General features: G+C 68.9%; 12 protein-coding genes. 8 read left to right on the top strand and 4 right to left on the bottom strand.

Annotated elements, in window-relative coordinates; genetic code table 11:
- Positions 1–41 precede the first annotated feature (41 nt).
- The 4 genes from O9271_RS10770 to gyrB all read left to right on the top strand — a co-directional run bounded on the left by O9271_RS10770 (position 42) and on the right by gyrB (position 4,499).
- Entirely contained in the window at positions 42–818 is a 777-nt protein-coding gene (locus O9271_RS10770) for an enoyl-CoA hydratase-related protein (RefSeq protein ID WP_298269377.1), read from the top strand.
- Positions 819–846: 28 nt separating this feature from the next.
- Positions 847–1,974 carry a DNA replication and repair protein RecF gene (gene recF, locus O9271_RS10765; protein WP_298269374.1) on the top strand — a complete coding sequence of 376 codons (1,128 nt, stop codon included), beginning with the start codon at positions 847–849 and terminating at the stop codon, positions 1,972–1,974.
- Between the two features lie 19 nt (positions 1,975–1,993).
- A complete protein-coding gene (locus O9271_RS10760; protein WP_298269370.1) occupies positions 1,994–2,302 on the top strand; it encodes a DUF721 domain-containing protein in 309 nt (102 codons plus the stop codon).
- 232 nt (positions 2,303–2,534) lie between these two features.
- Positions 2,535–4,499 (top strand): DNA topoisomerase (ATP-hydrolyzing) subunit B, encoded by a 1,965-nt coding sequence (gyrB, locus tag O9271_RS10755; RefSeq protein WP_298269367.1) that lies wholly within the window; start codon positions 2,535–2,537, stop codon positions 4,497–4,499.
- A 100-nt stretch (positions 4,500–4,599) separates the two neighbouring features.
- On the opposite strand, the gene O9271_RS10750 is transcribed toward gyrB, so the two are convergent.
- Positions 4,600–6,735 carry a cation:proton antiporter gene (locus O9271_RS10750; protein WP_298269364.1) on the bottom strand — a complete coding sequence of 712 codons (2,136 nt, stop codon included), beginning with the start codon at positions 6,733–6,735 and terminating at the stop codon, positions 4,600–4,602.
- Positions 6,736–6,852: 117 nt separating this feature from the next.
- Between O9271_RS10750 and O9271_RS10745 the strand changes: the two genes are divergently transcribed.
- On the top strand, positions 6,853–7,677 hold the full coding sequence (locus O9271_RS10745) for an alpha/beta hydrolase (RefSeq protein WP_298269361.1): 825 nt from the start codon (positions 6,853–6,855) through the stop codon (positions 7,675–7,677).
- Between the two features lie 103 nt (positions 7,678–7,780).
- Here O9271_RS10745 and O9271_RS10740 read toward each other — a convergent pair whose 3' ends face one another.
- Positions 7,781–8,035: a hypothetical protein gene (locus tag O9271_RS10740; RefSeq protein WP_298269358.1), complete on the bottom strand. Its 255-nt coding sequence runs from the start codon at positions 8,033–8,035 to the stop codon at positions 7,781–7,783.
- A 104-nt stretch (positions 8,036–8,139) separates the two neighbouring features.
- Positions 8,140–9,486: a thymidine phosphorylase gene (locus O9271_RS10735; protein ID WP_298269355.1), complete on the bottom strand. Its 1,347-nt coding sequence runs from the start codon at positions 9,484–9,486 to the stop codon at positions 8,140–8,142.
- A gap of 5 nt (positions 9,487–9,491) precedes the next feature.
- Between O9271_RS10735 and O9271_RS10730 the strand changes: the two genes are divergently transcribed.
- Positions 9,492–10,256 (top strand): hypothetical protein, encoded by a 765-nt coding sequence (locus O9271_RS10730; RefSeq protein WP_298269353.1) that lies wholly within the window; start codon positions 9,492–9,494, stop codon positions 10,254–10,256.
- A gap of 36 nt (positions 10,257–10,292) precedes the next feature.
- On the opposite strand, the gene O9271_RS10725 is transcribed toward O9271_RS10730, so the two are convergent.
- The gene (locus O9271_RS10725; protein ID WP_298269350.1) at positions 10,293–10,649 is read right to left on the bottom strand and encodes a YtxH domain-containing protein; all 357 of its coding nucleotides are present in this window, start codon (positions 10,647–10,649) and stop codon (positions 10,293–10,295) included.
- An 87-nt stretch (positions 10,650–10,736) separates the two neighbouring features.
- On the opposite strand from O9271_RS10725, the gene ligA reads away from it, so the two are divergent.
- Both ligA and O9271_RS10715 read left to right on the top strand, forming a co-directional pair.
- Positions 10,737–12,797, top strand: coding sequence for an NAD-dependent DNA ligase LigA (ligA, locus tag O9271_RS10720; RefSeq protein ID WP_298269347.1), 2,061 nt, complete (start codon positions 10,737–10,739; stop codon positions 12,795–12,797).
- 29 nt (positions 12,798–12,826) lie between these two features.
- Positions 12,827–13,378, top strand: a complete 552-nt coding sequence (locus tag O9271_RS10715) for a hypothetical protein (RefSeq protein WP_298269343.1) — start codon at positions 12,827–12,829, stop codon at positions 13,376–13,378.
- The last annotated feature ends 220 nt before the right edge of the window (positions 13,379–13,598 follow it).

The following is a 13,598-nucleotide window of genomic DNA, read 5'->3' as shown; positions in this document are numbered from 1 at the left end:
TTTATCCCGCTCCCACTTCCCTGCCCCGAGCCCGCGCGCCCATGTACGAGTTCCTCACCTTCGACGTTGCCGACCGCATTGCCACCATCACGGTGAACCGGCCGGACAAGCTGAACGCGCTCAACGACGCCACCATTGCCGAACTCGGTCGCGCGATCGACGAGGCGAATGCCCGCGCCGACGTGGCGGCGGTGCTGCTCACCGGAGCGGGCCGGTCGTTCATTGCCGGCGCCGACATTTCGGAGCTGGAGAGTCAGTCGCCGCTCGAGGCGCAGCGCCGCGCGCGTGTGGGGCAGGCGATCTTCCGCCGTTTCGAAACCAGCCCCAAGCCGACGGTGGCGGCCATCAACGGGTTCGCGCTGGGCGGGGGCTGCGAACTCGCCATGGCGTGCCACGTGCGCCTCGCGAGTGACAAGGCGAAGCTTGGCCAGCCGGAGGTGAAGCTCGGGATCGTACCGGGCTACGGCGGCACGCAGCGGCTGCCACGCCTCGTGGGTCGTGGCGCCGCGCTCCGGTTGCTGCTCACCGGTGACATGATCGACGCCGCCGAGGCGCTGCGCCTCGGACTCGTGGATCAGGTGGTCGCGCCGGAGGCGTTGCTGGACACCGCGCGCACCCTGCTCACCACCATGGCGGCCAATGCCCCGCTCGCCCTGGCCGGGTGCATCGAGGCGGTGAACCGCGGGCAGGACGTCCCGCTCGAGGAAGGGTGCACCATCGAGAGCGATTTCTTCGGCCTGCTCTCGGCGACCGCCGACATGAAGGAAGGGATGCGGGCGTTCCTCGAGAAGCGCGCGGCCACCTTCACCGGCCGCTGACCGACCACCGCGCGCCGGTCCTCACCCCGTGCTCCAGCACCTGACCGCGCGCGACTATCGCAACTTCGCGCGCCTCGACGTGGCGGTGCCCCCCGCCGGTGTGGTGATCGTGGGGGAGAACGGGCACGGCAAGACCAACCTGCTGGAAGCCGCGGCGTTTCTGGGGTCGCTCCGCTCCTTCCGTGGCGCGCGGGATGCCGATGTGGTGCGCTTCGGCGCAGCCGCGTTTCACGTGCGGGCCACGCTAGCGGCCCCGGCGGCGTGGACCACCGTGAGCGTGGGCTACGAACGTTCCACCAAGCGCAAGCGCGCCACCCTCGACGGCGTGGAGCAGTCGCGGCTCACCAATGCGCTGGGAGCGTTGCCGTCGGTGGCCTTCTCGCCCGATGACGTGACGCTGGTGACCGGCGCCCCGAGTGACCGCCGGCGCTACCTCGACGTGATGCTCGCCCTGTCCTCACCGGCGTACCTGCAGGCGCTGCAGCAGTATCGGGCCGCGCTGCTGCGACGCAATGCCACGTTGCGTACGGCGCAGCGGGATGGCGGGCGTGGCGACTACGCGGCGCAGGTGCAGCTCTGGGAGCCGGCGCTCGCGGAATACGGGGGAGTCATTGCCGCGGCGCGTCACCGGTTCGTGCAGGAACAGGGCGCGCGCTATGCCCAGCTGTGCGCGGCCATCGGTGAGCGGGAGCCGGCGCTGTTGCGCTGCGTGGCGGCAGGCGGCGACAACACCGACGCGCTGTGCACCAGCAGCCACGCGCAGTCGGCCGCGCTCACGCGCGCCTTTGCGCAACAGCGCGCCAGCGAACTGCGGCGTGGCGTAACGCTGGCGGGTCCGCACCGCGACGAGCTGCTGCTGCAACTGGGGGCGCGCGACCTGCGCACCTTCGGATCGGCCGGGCAGCAGCGGAGCGCGGCCATTGCGCTGCGCCTGCTGGAACTCTCCACGTTGCGCGCGGCGCTGGGCCATGCCCCGCTGTTGCTGCTCGACGATCCCTTCGCCGAGCTCGACCTGCGTCGTGCGGGGCGTGTCCTGGAGCTGCTGGAGGACGCCGGGGCGACGCAGGTGCTGCTGGCCGTGCCGCGGGACGAGGACATTCCGGCGGCCTTCACCCGGCTTGAGCGGCGCACGATGCACGACGGCGTGCTCACATGACGCCCCTCCGGAGCGACGCATGAGCGAACACAAGCGCTCGCCGTCGAAGTTGGGCGACGTGGTGGCGTCGGTGCTCAAGCATGCCGGGCTGACCGATCGCGTGGCGCAGGCGGCGGTGATTCCCGAGTGGCCCGCCCTGGTGGGCGCGCAGATTGCCGGCGTGACGGAGCCGCTGCTGCTGCAGCAGGACGGCACGCTGGTGGTGATGGTGAAGACCCACGCGTGGATGCAGGAGCTCACCCTGCTCGAGCCGCAGCTGCTGACGCGGCTCAATGCCGACACGTCGCGTCCGCCCATCGTGAAGTTGCGCTGGATGCTGCGCCGGTAATGTCCAGGTTCCTGCCCCCAGCCCCCTGTGTCCCGCCCCCTCCCGGCACCGCTGGGGAGCGGGGAGCGGGAAGCGGGGAGCAGGAGGCAGAAAACCCGTCCGCAAGTCTTTACTTGACAACAACTTAGAAACCCATCGGACAGTTGCTTCCACCCCCCGGTGTGGGTATATTGAAAGGTTGTGTTTCCGGGCCAGTCCTTGCCCTCCAAACCCTCCGGTAGCTTTCCGCATCATGGCCAACAGCAGCGCAGAGTCCGAGAAGGAATACGGCGCAGAATCCATCACCGTACTCAAGGGACTCGAAGCGGTCCGCAAGCGCCCCGGCATGTACATCGGCTCGACGTCGGCGCGCGGTCTGCACCATCTCGTGTACGAGGTCGTGGACAACTCGATCGACGAAGCGATGGCGGGCCATGCCAAGCGCATCTTCGTCACGATCCACGAAGACAATTCCATTACCGTCGAGGACGACGGCCGCGGCATTCCCGTGGACGTGCATCCCGTCGAGAAGATGCCCGGCGTGGAAATCGCCCTCACCGTGCTGCACGCCGGCGGCAAGTTCGAGAAGGATGCTTATGCCGTGTCGGGCGGTCTCCACGGCGTGGGCGTGTCGGTGGTGAACGCGCTCTCCGACAACCTCAAGGTGTGGGTGAAGCGGGAGGGGAAGGAGCACTACATGGACTTCGCGCGCGGCACGACCACCACGAAGCTCAAGGTGCTGCGCACGGTGGCGGTGAAGGAAACGGGCACCAAGGTCTGGTTCAAGCCCGACGCGACGATCTTCCAGGAAACCACGCGCTACGACTGGACCACGCTGGCCAGCCGGCTCCGGGAGCTCTCGTATCTCAACAAGGGCATCCAGATCACGCTGCGCGACGAGCGCCCCGACGAGAGTCGTGACGGGCAGCCGCGTGAGGAGCTGTTCTGGGCCAACGGCGGCCTCCGGGACATGGTCACGTTCCTCAACGGCAACAAGAAGCCGTTGCACCAGGATGTCGTGTACCTCGACACCATGCGCGACGGCATCGCCATCGAGGTGGCGCTGCAGTACAACGACAGCTACGCCGACACCACCTTTTCCTTCGTCAACAACATCAACACGCACGAAGGCGGCACGCACCTCACCGGCTTCAAGAGCGCGCTCACCTCGGTCATCAACAAGTACATCGAGCGCTCGAGCAATCTCAACAAGAAGGACAAGGAAATCCGTCTCTCCGGCGACGACGTGCGCGAGGGGATCACCGCGGTGCTCTCGGTGAAGGTGCGCGAGCCGCAGTTCGAAGGGCAGACCAAGACCAAGCTGGGCAACTCGGAGGCCGAGGGCGCCGTGCGCAGCGTGGTCAACGAGCTGCTCTCGCAGTACCTCGACGAACATCCGAAGACGGCCAACGCCATCATCGACAAGGCCATCTCGGCCGCCCGGGCGCGCGAGGCCGCGCGCAAGGCGCGCGATCTCACGCGCAAGAAGTCGGCACTCGATGTGGCCGCGCTTCCCGGCAAGCTGGCCGACTGCTCGCTGTCGGACCCGGCGCTCTGCGAGATGTACCTGGTGGAGGGCGACTCGGCCGGCGGGTCGGCCAAGCAGGGGCGCAAGCGGGATTTCCAGGCGATCCTGCCGCTGCGGGGCAAGATCATCAACGTGGAGAAGGCGCGCTTCGACAAGGTGCTCTCCAACGAGGAAATCCGCACCATCATCACGGCGATCGGCACCGGCATCAAGGAAGAGTTCGACATTGCGAAGTGCCGGTACCACAAGATCATCATCATGACCGACGCCGACGTGGACGGCGCGCACATCCGCACGTTGCTGCTCACGTTCTTCTTCCGGCAGATGCCCGAACTCATCGACGCCGGGTTCATGTACATCGCGCAACCGCCACTCTACCGCGTGGCCAAGGGCAAGGAAGAGTTCTACGCCTATTCCGAGAAGGAGCGCGACGCGTACGCCGAGCGTCTCGGCGGCCCGGAAGGGCGCGGCAACATCATGATTCAGCGCTACAAGGGGTTGGGCGAAATGAACCCCGAGCAACTCTGGAAGACGACCATGGACCCGGAAACGCGCACCATGCTGCAGGTCACCATGGAAGACGCCGTGCTGGCCGACCAGACGTTCCAGACGCTCATGGGCGACGAAGTCGAACCGCGGCGCCTGTTCATCGAAACGAACGCGCGGTTCGTGAGCAACCTCGACATCTGAGTCGTTTGCACGCCGCACGAAGGGCCCCGGTCAGCCGACCGGGGCCCCTTGCGTTTCCGGTCCACCGGGCGCGCCGACCGCCGATCCGCGCCAGGAGTCCCTACGTGGCGATCGCGTCCACGGCACCCGCGGCGTCGGCCGAGGCCACGGTCTCGCCGTGCAGCAGGCGCATCGCGTCGGCGAGCGCCTGGGCGGTGCCAGCCAGCGCGAGCACGTCACCCACCGCCAACCGCTCCGCCCCCACCGGCAGCAGCACGTGGTCGTCGCCGCGGGTGATGGCCAGCACCACCGCGCCCGTCTGCGAGCGCATCTGCAGGTCGCCCAGCGTCCGGCCCGCGGCGGCATCTCCCGCACGCATGACGTACGGCACGGGGTCGCCCAGCCCGGGCAGCACCCGGTGCACGGTAGACAGGTCGCGGGGCGACGAGGCGGGTGCGGGCGACGAAGACGGGGCCCCGATCGCCGACGGCGGGGTGGCGATGCTCTTCGACAGCGCTGAGAGCAACACCTGCGCCCCGGCCCGCGTGTGCCCGTAGAGATCCGACGTCCGCCGCCAGAACACCACCGTCAGCCACCCCACGAACAGGGCCAGCACCGCCACACCGCGTCCCACCGGCACGAACGGCTCCGTGACCACGACTACCACCAGACCACTCATGGTCACCAACCCGAGCTGCAGCGTGGCCATGAGGACCCGTCGCGGCGACTCGGCGTAGTCGAGCCGGTTGGCCGCGCCCTGCGGTAGCGCCCGATAGGCCAGCAGCGACGACAGGGCCCCCGACACCCGGACCACGCCGAAGATCAGCGGTGCGGCCAACAACGCGGCGACGATGTACAGAGCGACACTGGCCCACGCGGGGGAGAGCACCACCGGCGTGAACTTCGCCAGCAGATGCGGCCGCGCGAACACGGTACCGATGACCACCACGGCGAGCAACGCGGTATCGAGCACCAGCAGTCGAATCTTCCGACGGACCAGCGGGGCCGTACCCGCCGAGTCAGGCGTCGTGCGCAACGAGGCGATCCACGTGCCGTAGAGGCCCACGAAGGTTTGCAGGGGACGCGGCAACCGGCGGTCGACGAAGGCGGCGAAGGCGCCCGACGCACGGATGGCGATGGGCGTGGTGAGCGTGGTGACCGCCGACACCGCCACGGCCACGGGGTAGAGGAAGTCACCCACCACCCCGGCCGTGGTGCCGACGGCAGCGATGATGAAGGCGAACTCGCCGATCTGCGTGAGACTCATCCCCGCCTGCGTGCTGGTACGCACGTCGTTGCCGGACAGGAACGCGCCCACGCTCACCGCGAGCAGCTTCCCGGCCACCACCACCGCGGAGAGCACGACGACGGCCACCCAGTGCTCCGCCACGAGCCGTGGGTCGATCATCATGCCGACCGACACGAAGAACACCGCGCCGAACATGTCGCGCACGCCCACGACGAGGTGTTCGACGCGCTTGCCTTCCCCCGACTCGGCCACCAGAGAACCCGCGATGAAGGCCCCGAGCGCCACGGAATAGCCGGCATCAAGCGCCAGCAGCGCGCCGCCGAAGCAGAGCCCGAGACTCACCACGAGCGTCGTCTCCGGACGGTCGAGCTTGACCACCGCGCGCACGATACGCGGCACCACGACCAGGCCGAGCCCCACGAAGAGCGCGAGAAAGAGCAGCAGCGTGGCCGCGGTCTCGCCCACCGCACCAGCCGAAACGGTGGCTCCCGAAGCGACCGTGGTGAGCATCGCGATGAGAAAGATCGCGATGAGGTCCTCGATGATGAGGATGCCGTACACCAGTTCGGTGAAACGCCCGCGCACGCCCTGCTCGGCGAACGCCTTCACGATGATCGTGGTAGAGGAGATGGCCACGATGGCGCCGCCGAACACGCTTTCGAGCGTGGTCCACCCCAGCAGCTGGCCGGTGAGATACCCGAAGCCGAACATCGCGCTGGTGTCCACGAGGGCGATGAGTCCCACGGTGGGCGCGACCTCGGCCAGCTTGCGCAGGCTGAACTCGAGCCCGAGGCCGAACATGAGCAGGATCACGCCCAGCTCGGAGAGCGTGGTGACCATGCTGCGGTCGGCGAAGAGCGGTACCCCGAGGTACGGCCCGAGAATCATGCCGGCCACGAGGTAACCGAACACGACCGGCTGGCGGATGCGCTGGAAGACGAAGGTCGTCAGCGCCGCCACGCACAGCACGAGGGTCAGGTTGGCCAGAAATGCGTGGGCGTCCGCCATACTCGAATAGAAGCGGGGGAGCGTCTCTGCACCAAGGCAGCGTCGGGGCTGCGCCTCATCGCATGGGCGTGCAATTTGCCCCAGCGGCATTCCCTTCCCTTCCCGAACGTGTTTCGCATGTCTCCCGTTTCCCGCCGTCAGGCCGTTGCCGGACTCGCCGCCCTCCCGTTCGCCGCCTCGTCCGCGGCGCCGCGTGCGTTTGGTGCCTCAGGGCGCTGCTTCGTGCTGGTGCACGGCGCGTGGCACGGCGGCTGGTGCTGGAAGAAGATCCGACCGCGGCTGATGGCCGCGGGACACGAGGTGTACACGCCGACCCTCACGGGGCTCGGTGAGCGCGCGCACCTGCTTACGGCGGACGTCGGGCTCGACACCCACATTCAGGATGTGGTGGCCATGCTCGAGGTCGAGGATCTGCGCGACGTCGTCCTGGTGGGACACAGCTACGGCGGCATGGTCATCACCGGCGTTGCCCAGCGTGCTCCGCAACGCCTCGCGCAACTGATCTATCTCGACGCGTTCATGCCTGACCCGGGGCGATCGCTTGCCGATTACACGCGACCCGCTGGTGCGGTAACGTCGCCGGCGCCACCGTCGACGACGACCTCGTCAGCCGCGGCGCCCGCGCGTGACTGGCGTGTGCCGCCCCGGTCGACCGCGGAGGAGTTCGGGGTCCGGGAGCGCGCGGACGTGGACTGGGTGCAGGCGAGACTTGGCAGCCAGTCCGGCAAGACGTTCGGGCAGCCGCTCCCCACAGCGCCCGACGTGCCCGCCAACCTGCCTCGCGCGTACATCCAGTGCACGACCGATGCCTGGTTCGCTGAGGCCGCCGCTCGCGCGGCCCGGCTCGGGTATCCCACGCGCACCCTCTTCGGCGGCGGGCACGACGTGATGATCAGTGAGCCCGTCCGGCTCACGACGTTGCTGCTCGAACTGGCCGGGTGAACGCCGGCGGCCGGCGCCCATGAGGCGAGGCGGGCGCACGCGAGACGACAAAGGCCGCCAGGAGATCCCGGCGGCCTCTTGCGACTGCGTCGCCGAGACGGCGTTACGGCGTGGTGTACTGCCCCTTGGCCTCACGGCTCAACTGGCTGGAGAAGTTGAGTGCCACGGTGATGAGCGCACCGAACAGGAACGTGAAGGCGATGTAGCAGACCGTCGTGACCGTCGGCTCCATGCCGCCCGTGGGGCTGGGCGTGGAGATGTACATGAGCAACCCGTACAGGCCCAGCAGCGGCAGGACCGCGGCCGCGGCCACCAGGCTGAGCAGCTTGTTCGTGGACGGAGCGACTTTCGCAGGCATCACGAGATCGGACAGGGGTGCGAGGCACCGGTGAGCAGGGAGGGGCCGGAGGGCCGCCGACGTGGCAAAGCTAGACGATCCGGAGGCGAACGGGGAGTGGGGGCCTACGGTTCCTCGTCCTCAGAGGCCCAGACCGCGACGCCGGCCGGCGTAACCCGGTGCGAAATGAGGGGCAGCGGCGGGTCCGCCTCGTCCGCCAGGCGGATGGACTCGCCGAGTGCCCGGCGGCCGGCGGCAACCCCAGCGGCATCGCGGGCGAAGATGGTGGCCAGTGGCTCCCCGGCGCGCACCACATCGCCGGGGCGCGCCGTAATCACGAACCCCACGGACGGGTCCACCTGATCGTCCACCCGAGTCCGTCCTCCCCCCAGCGCCGTGATGCCCCGACCTATCGCGCGGGGCTCCACCTGGGCCACGACGCCGTCGCGCTGCGCCAGATACAGCTCGCATTCGGCGGCCTGCGGCAGCAGCCCGGGGTCGTCGACCACGGCCGGGTTCCCCCCCTGCGCTTCGATGATCTCCTGGAACTTGCGAGCGGCGCGGCCACTCGAAATCGCCACCTCCATGCGCCGGCGGGCCTCGTTGCGGCTCGACGCCGCACCGCCCAGCACCAGCATCTCGGCGCCGAGGGCATAGGTGACGTCCATGAGATCCGCCGGTCCGTCGCCACGCAGCGCGGCAATGGACTCCTCCACTTCCAGCGCGTTGCCGCAGGCGCGTCCCAGCGGGCGGTCCATGGCCGTGAGCAACGCCACGACCGGGCAGCCGTGATCTGCGCCGAGCTCGATCATCGTGCGCGCCAGTGTCAGCCCACGCTCGAGCTCGGGAAGAAACGCCCCCGACCCGTACTTCACATCCAGCACGAGCCCGGTGAGCCCTTCGGCGAGCTTCTTGGACATGATGCTGGCTGAAATGAGGGGAATGCTCTCCACGGTGGCCGTGGCATCCCGCAGCGCATAGAGCTTGCGATCGGCCGGCGCGATCTCCCGGGTCTGGCCGATGAGGGCGCACCCGATGGCCTCCAGCTGCCGCGTGGCGCGCTCGAGCGACAGATCCGTGCGAAACCCGGGGATCGCTTCGAGCTTGTCGAGGGTACCACCGGTATGCCCGAGCCCGCGGCCGGACATCATGGGCACGGCCACGCCGCAGGCGGCCACGAGCGGGGCGAGGACCAGCGACACCTTGTCGCCCACGCCGCCGGTGGAATGCTTGTCCACCCGTCCGACCGCGAGGTGGTCCAGCTGCAGCATGGCGCCACTCTCGAGCATGGCGTCGGTCAGGGCCCCGATCTCGGTGCGATCGAGCCCGACGAAGTAGATGGCCATGGCCAGGGCGGCCATCTGGTAGTCGGGCACTTCGCCCGCCGCGTAGTGTTTCATGAGGGAGCGCCACTCGGCCGCATCAATGCGTCCGCCATTCCGCTTCCGCTCGATCAGAGTTCGTGCTTCCATACGTCATGCCAACCTACACCAGCCTGTCCGCTCCCGCACGACGGCCGCGCACCCTGTCGGGCGCACTCTGCATTGGCGCGCTGGTGGCGGGCAGCGCGGTGGCGCTGCTTCCGTGGCGCTCGGTTGCGGCCCAGCTGCCGGCGGCAGCGGCGGCAGCGGCGCGTGAGCCCGCCACCTACACGGAGCTGTGGCAGGCGGCCGCCGTGGCGGTGGACCAGGGGGAGTTCGAACGCAATGACGCCGTGCGCACCGCGCTGTACGCCAAGGCCACCGCGTATGCGCGCCGTGCCGTGGCGCTCAACCCCGGTGATGCCGAAGGCCATTTCCACCTGTCGCGAGCCGTGGGGCGCACGGCGCTGGCGCTTGGTCCTCGCGAACGGGTGAAGCTGGGCATCGAGGTGCGGGAGCAGGCGCTGGCGGCACTCAAACTGTCACCGCGTCACCCGGGCGCGCTGCACGTCATGGGCGTGTGGAACGCCGAAATCATGCGCCTCAACGGGATTGCCCGTACGGTGGCCAAGGCCTTCCTCGGTGGACAGATCTTCTCGACCGCGTCCTGGAGCGAAGCCGTACGCTATCTCGAACTGGCGGTGCAGGTGGAGCCGGAGCGGCTTGTGCACCGGCTCGACCTCGCGCGCATCTATCGCGACCTCGAGCGCACGGAAGACGCGCGCGCCGCGTATCGGGCCGCGGTCGCCAGTGCCGATTTTGACCCGAATGACCGGGTGTATCGGCAGCAGGCCACCGAAGAACTGCGTCGGCTCAAGTAACGGGGAGAAGGGGGCTCCCCCCCTACTCCCCAGCCGTTACCCGCGCACCCGATCCTGAAGCTCCTGCGCCATGTCGCGGCTGCGCCGCGCGCCACGACGGGCCAGCCGACGCGCCATGCGATCGGCATCGTCGCGCAGATCGGTGACCGCCTCGCTGCCACGCACGTACAGCCGCCGCGCACCACGGCGCAGTTGGCGCCGCGTATCCTCGCCGCTGGCCGGTGCCATGAGCAGCGCCATGCCGGCTCCGAGCGCCGCCCCGAGCAGCAGCCCCAGCCCGAAAGCGCGGCCGTCGGTGCGCCCGGCATCAGGCGCAGTGAGCAGCACCTCACGCACGTCCACGTCGTCCTGTGGTTCCTGGTCGACGTCGTGCGTCTCGATTCGATGGACCATCTCTCCCTCCGCGTGTGGACCCACAAACCAGCGAACGTAGGCATCATGCCCCTCGGGTGACGCCGCCGCCAGCGGTAGATTCCTGACATGTCAGCCGTCCCATCCGCCACGACCGTGCGCGCCGAAGCGTTGCGAACGCTGCTCACCCGCGCGCAGCACGAGTACTACGTTCTCGACCGTCCCGCCCTGTCCGACCAGGAGTACGACCAGCTCTTCCGTGAGCTGCAGGCCATAGAGAACGCGTACCCGGCCCTGCGCACCGAGGACTCCCCCACACAACGGGTCGGTGCGCCCATTCAGTCGGCATTCCAGTCGCACCGGCATCTCGTGCGCATGATGTCGCTCGACAACGCGTTCGATCAGACCGAGCTGCAGGCGTGGGAACAGTCCATCGAACGGGTGGTGGGAGCCGCCGTGCACGAGAGCGGCTACACCGTCGAACTCAAGATCGACGGCGCCGCGGTGGCGCTGACCTACCGCGATGGCCTCCTCGTGACCGCCGCCACGCGCGGCGATGGCACCGAGGGGGAGGATGTGACGCTCAACGTGCGCACCATTCGCGGCGTGCCGTTGCGGCTCATGGGCAGCGGACACCCGCCGCTCATGGAAATCCGCGGCGAGGTGTATTTGCCGTTTGCCGGCTTCGAACGCATGAACGAGGCGCGCGTTGCTGCCGGCGAGCCGGTGTACGTGAACCCACGCAACGCAGCGGCCGGCTCCATGCGGCAGCTCGACCCCGCCATTACCGCTCAACGCCCGCTGCGCTTCTTCGGGTATGCCGCCGTGCTGCCCGACGGGAGCGTCCCCGCCGGCAGCCAGTGGGAGCTGCTGGAGACACTGGAGGCGTGGGGTGTACCGGTGGCGCCCCACCGCGCCCGCTGCCGCACAATCGCCGACGTAGCCACCTGGGCGGATACGGTGGAACACGAAACGCGCGCGGCGCTGGGCTTCGCGATCGATGGCGGCGTGGTGAAAGTGAACGACGTGGCGCTGCAGGACGAACTCGGCGTGCGCAACGATCGCACGCCGCGCTGGGCGGTGGCGCGCAAGTTCGCGCCGGACATGGCGGTCACTCGCCTGACGCGCATCGACGTGAATGTGGGGCGCACAGGCGTGCTCACCCCCTTTGCCGTGCTCGAGCCGGTGGAAGTGGGCGGCGCCACGGTGACCTTCGCGTCGCTCCACAACGCCGACCAGATCGCGGCCAAGGATCTCCGCGAGGGCGACTGGGTGCAGGTGGTGCGGGCGGGCGATGTGATTCCGTACGTGCTCGGGCCGGTACCCGAACGACGCGACGGGACCGAGCGTCCCTGGCAGATCCCCACCGTGTGCCCCAAGTGCCGTGCCCCCGTCGTGCGCGACGGCGAGGATGTGGCCAGCTACTGCACCAACGTCGCCTGCCCCGGGCGCCAGCTCGAAGGGCTCGTGCACTTCGCCTCCAAGGACGCGATGGACATCGACGGCCTCTCGTATGCGCGCATTCAGCAGCTGCTGGCTGCCGGGTACGTGCACAATGTCGCCGACCTTTTCGAGGTCACGGTCGAGCAGCTGGTGGGGCTCGAGCGGTTCGGTCGCAAAAGCGCCGAGAACCTGGTGGCCGCCATTGCCGCGGCCAAGCAGCAGCCGCTGTCGCGGTTGCTCTTCGGACTGGGGATCCGGCATGTCGGGGCGCAGGCGGCACAGCTGCTGGCACGGCAGTACGGCACCCTCGACGCCATGATGGCAGCGTCGGCGGCGCAGTTGGGCGAGGTGCGCGGGGTGGGAACCATCATTGCGGCGAGCGTAGCGTCCTACTTCGCCGACCCCGCCGTGCAGCTGCTGCTGGACACGCTCCGCGCGCACGGCCTGCGCCTGAACGAACCCAACGCCATCCAGGCCGATGGGCCGCTCACCGGGGCCACGGTCGTGCTGACCGGCACCCTGCCCTCGCTGTCGCGGGGGGAGGCAACGGCGCTGGTGGAAAACGCCGGGGGGCGCGTCACGAGCAGCGTCTCCAGGAAGACCACCTTCGTGGTGGCGGGGGACGAGGCCGGGAGCAAGCTCGACAAGGCGCGCGAGCTGGGGGTCGAGGTCATCGACGAGGCCGAGCTGCGGCGGCGCACGTCCGCCGCCAGCACGGACCGTCACACCGCGGACGACTTGACGTGACGAACCGAGTCAGCGAGCGTCACGGGAACATGAGCCCAGTCTCCAGCTTCCAGCCCCGCACCGTTTCGCTACCGGTGGAGTTTTTCGCCGGCCTGCGCCACTCCGCCCTGGCCGCGTACGGCGACGGGACGGTGCTTCCGGTCGACGCCATTCGTGATGCCGGGTATGCCGCCGGCAAGGCGCTCTACGATCACTTTGCCACCTGGCTGGCCGAGCAGGGGGAGTCACACCCCGACCGGCTGGCCGATGAGCGGTTCCCATGGCTCCTGGAGGCCTACTTCCACGGCATCGGCTGGGGTCTGGTGGAGCTGCAGACGCTGAGTGAGGCCGTCATGGCGCTCGATGTATCCGACTGGGGCGAGGCGCCGGAGAGCGCCGGCGGGTGCCTGGTCACCACCGGGCTGTTCGCCGGGTTCTTTGGGCGGCTGGCGGGATCGCCGATCAGCGTCCTCGAGGTGGAGAGTCCAACGGCCAGTGCCGGACGTGCCCGTTTCCTGCTTGGCTCCATTGACGTAATGGGCTATGTGTGGGAAGCCATGGAGCGGGGCATCCCATACGACCGGGCGGCGGTGAGCGCCTAGCCGGTCGTGGGGGGGGGCGCCAGGCGCCCCCCCCCACCCCCCATACAAGAATGGCGGGGGGATGTGAACGGTGTACGTGGGGTTGGGGTGGCGGTTGTGGGTTTGGTTTGGTTGGTGGTTGGGTTGTTGGTGGGGTTGGGGTGGGGTGTGGTGGTGGTGGTGTGGGTGTGTGTGGGGGTGTTGGGGGTGGATGTTTGGGTGTGGGGCGTGGCGCCGGAGA

Origin of the sequence: Gemmatimonas sp. (assembly GCF_027531815.1) — a bacterium.
In the GTDB taxonomy this organism is placed as follows: Bacteria; Gemmatimonadota; Gemmatimonadetes; order Gemmatimonadales; family Gemmatimonadaceae; genus Gemmatimonas.
Note: the sequence above shows the minus strand (reverse complement) of the source record. Positions and strands in the feature narration are given on the sequence as shown.

Coding starts and splice junctions, on each gene's coding strand:
- O9271_RS10770 (WP_298269377.1), top strand. CDS start 42: ATGTACGAGTTCCTCACCTTCGACGTTGCCGACCGCATTGCCACCATC.
- O9271_RS10760 (WP_298269370.1), top strand. CDS start 1,994: ATGAGCGAACACAAGCGCTCGCCGTCGAAGTTGGGCGACGTGGTGGCG.
- gyrB (WP_298269367.1), top strand. CDS start 2,535: ATGGCCAACAGCAGCGCAGAGTCCGAGAAGGAATACGGCGCAGAATCC.
- O9271_RS10750 (WP_298269364.1), bottom strand. CDS start 6,735: ATGGCGGACGCCCACGCATTTCTGGCCAACCTGACCCTCGTGCTGTGC.
- O9271_RS10745 (WP_298269361.1), top strand. CDS start 6,853: ATGTCTCCCGTTTCCCGCCGTCAGGCCGTTGCCGGACTCGCCGCCCTC.
- O9271_RS10740 (WP_298269358.1), bottom strand. CDS start 8,035: ATGCCTGCGAAAGTCGCTCCGTCCACGAACAAGCTGCTCAGCCTGGTG.
- O9271_RS10735 (WP_298269355.1), bottom strand. CDS start 9,486: ATGGAAGCACGAACTCTGATCGAGCGGAAGCGGAATGGCGGACGCATT.
- O9271_RS10730 (WP_298269353.1), top strand. CDS start 9,492: ATGCCAACCTACACCAGCCTGTCCGCTCCCGCACGACGGCCGCGCACC.
- O9271_RS10725 (WP_298269350.1), bottom strand. CDS start 10,649: ATGGTCCATCGAATCGAGACGCACGACGTCGACCAGGAACCACAGGAC.
- ligA (WP_298269347.1), top strand. CDS start 10,737: ATGTCAGCCGTCCCATCCGCCACGACCGTGCGCGCCGAAGCGTTGCGA.
- O9271_RS10715 (WP_298269343.1), top strand. CDS start 12,827: ATGAGCCCAGTCTCCAGCTTCCAGCCCCGCACCGTTTCGCTACCGGTG.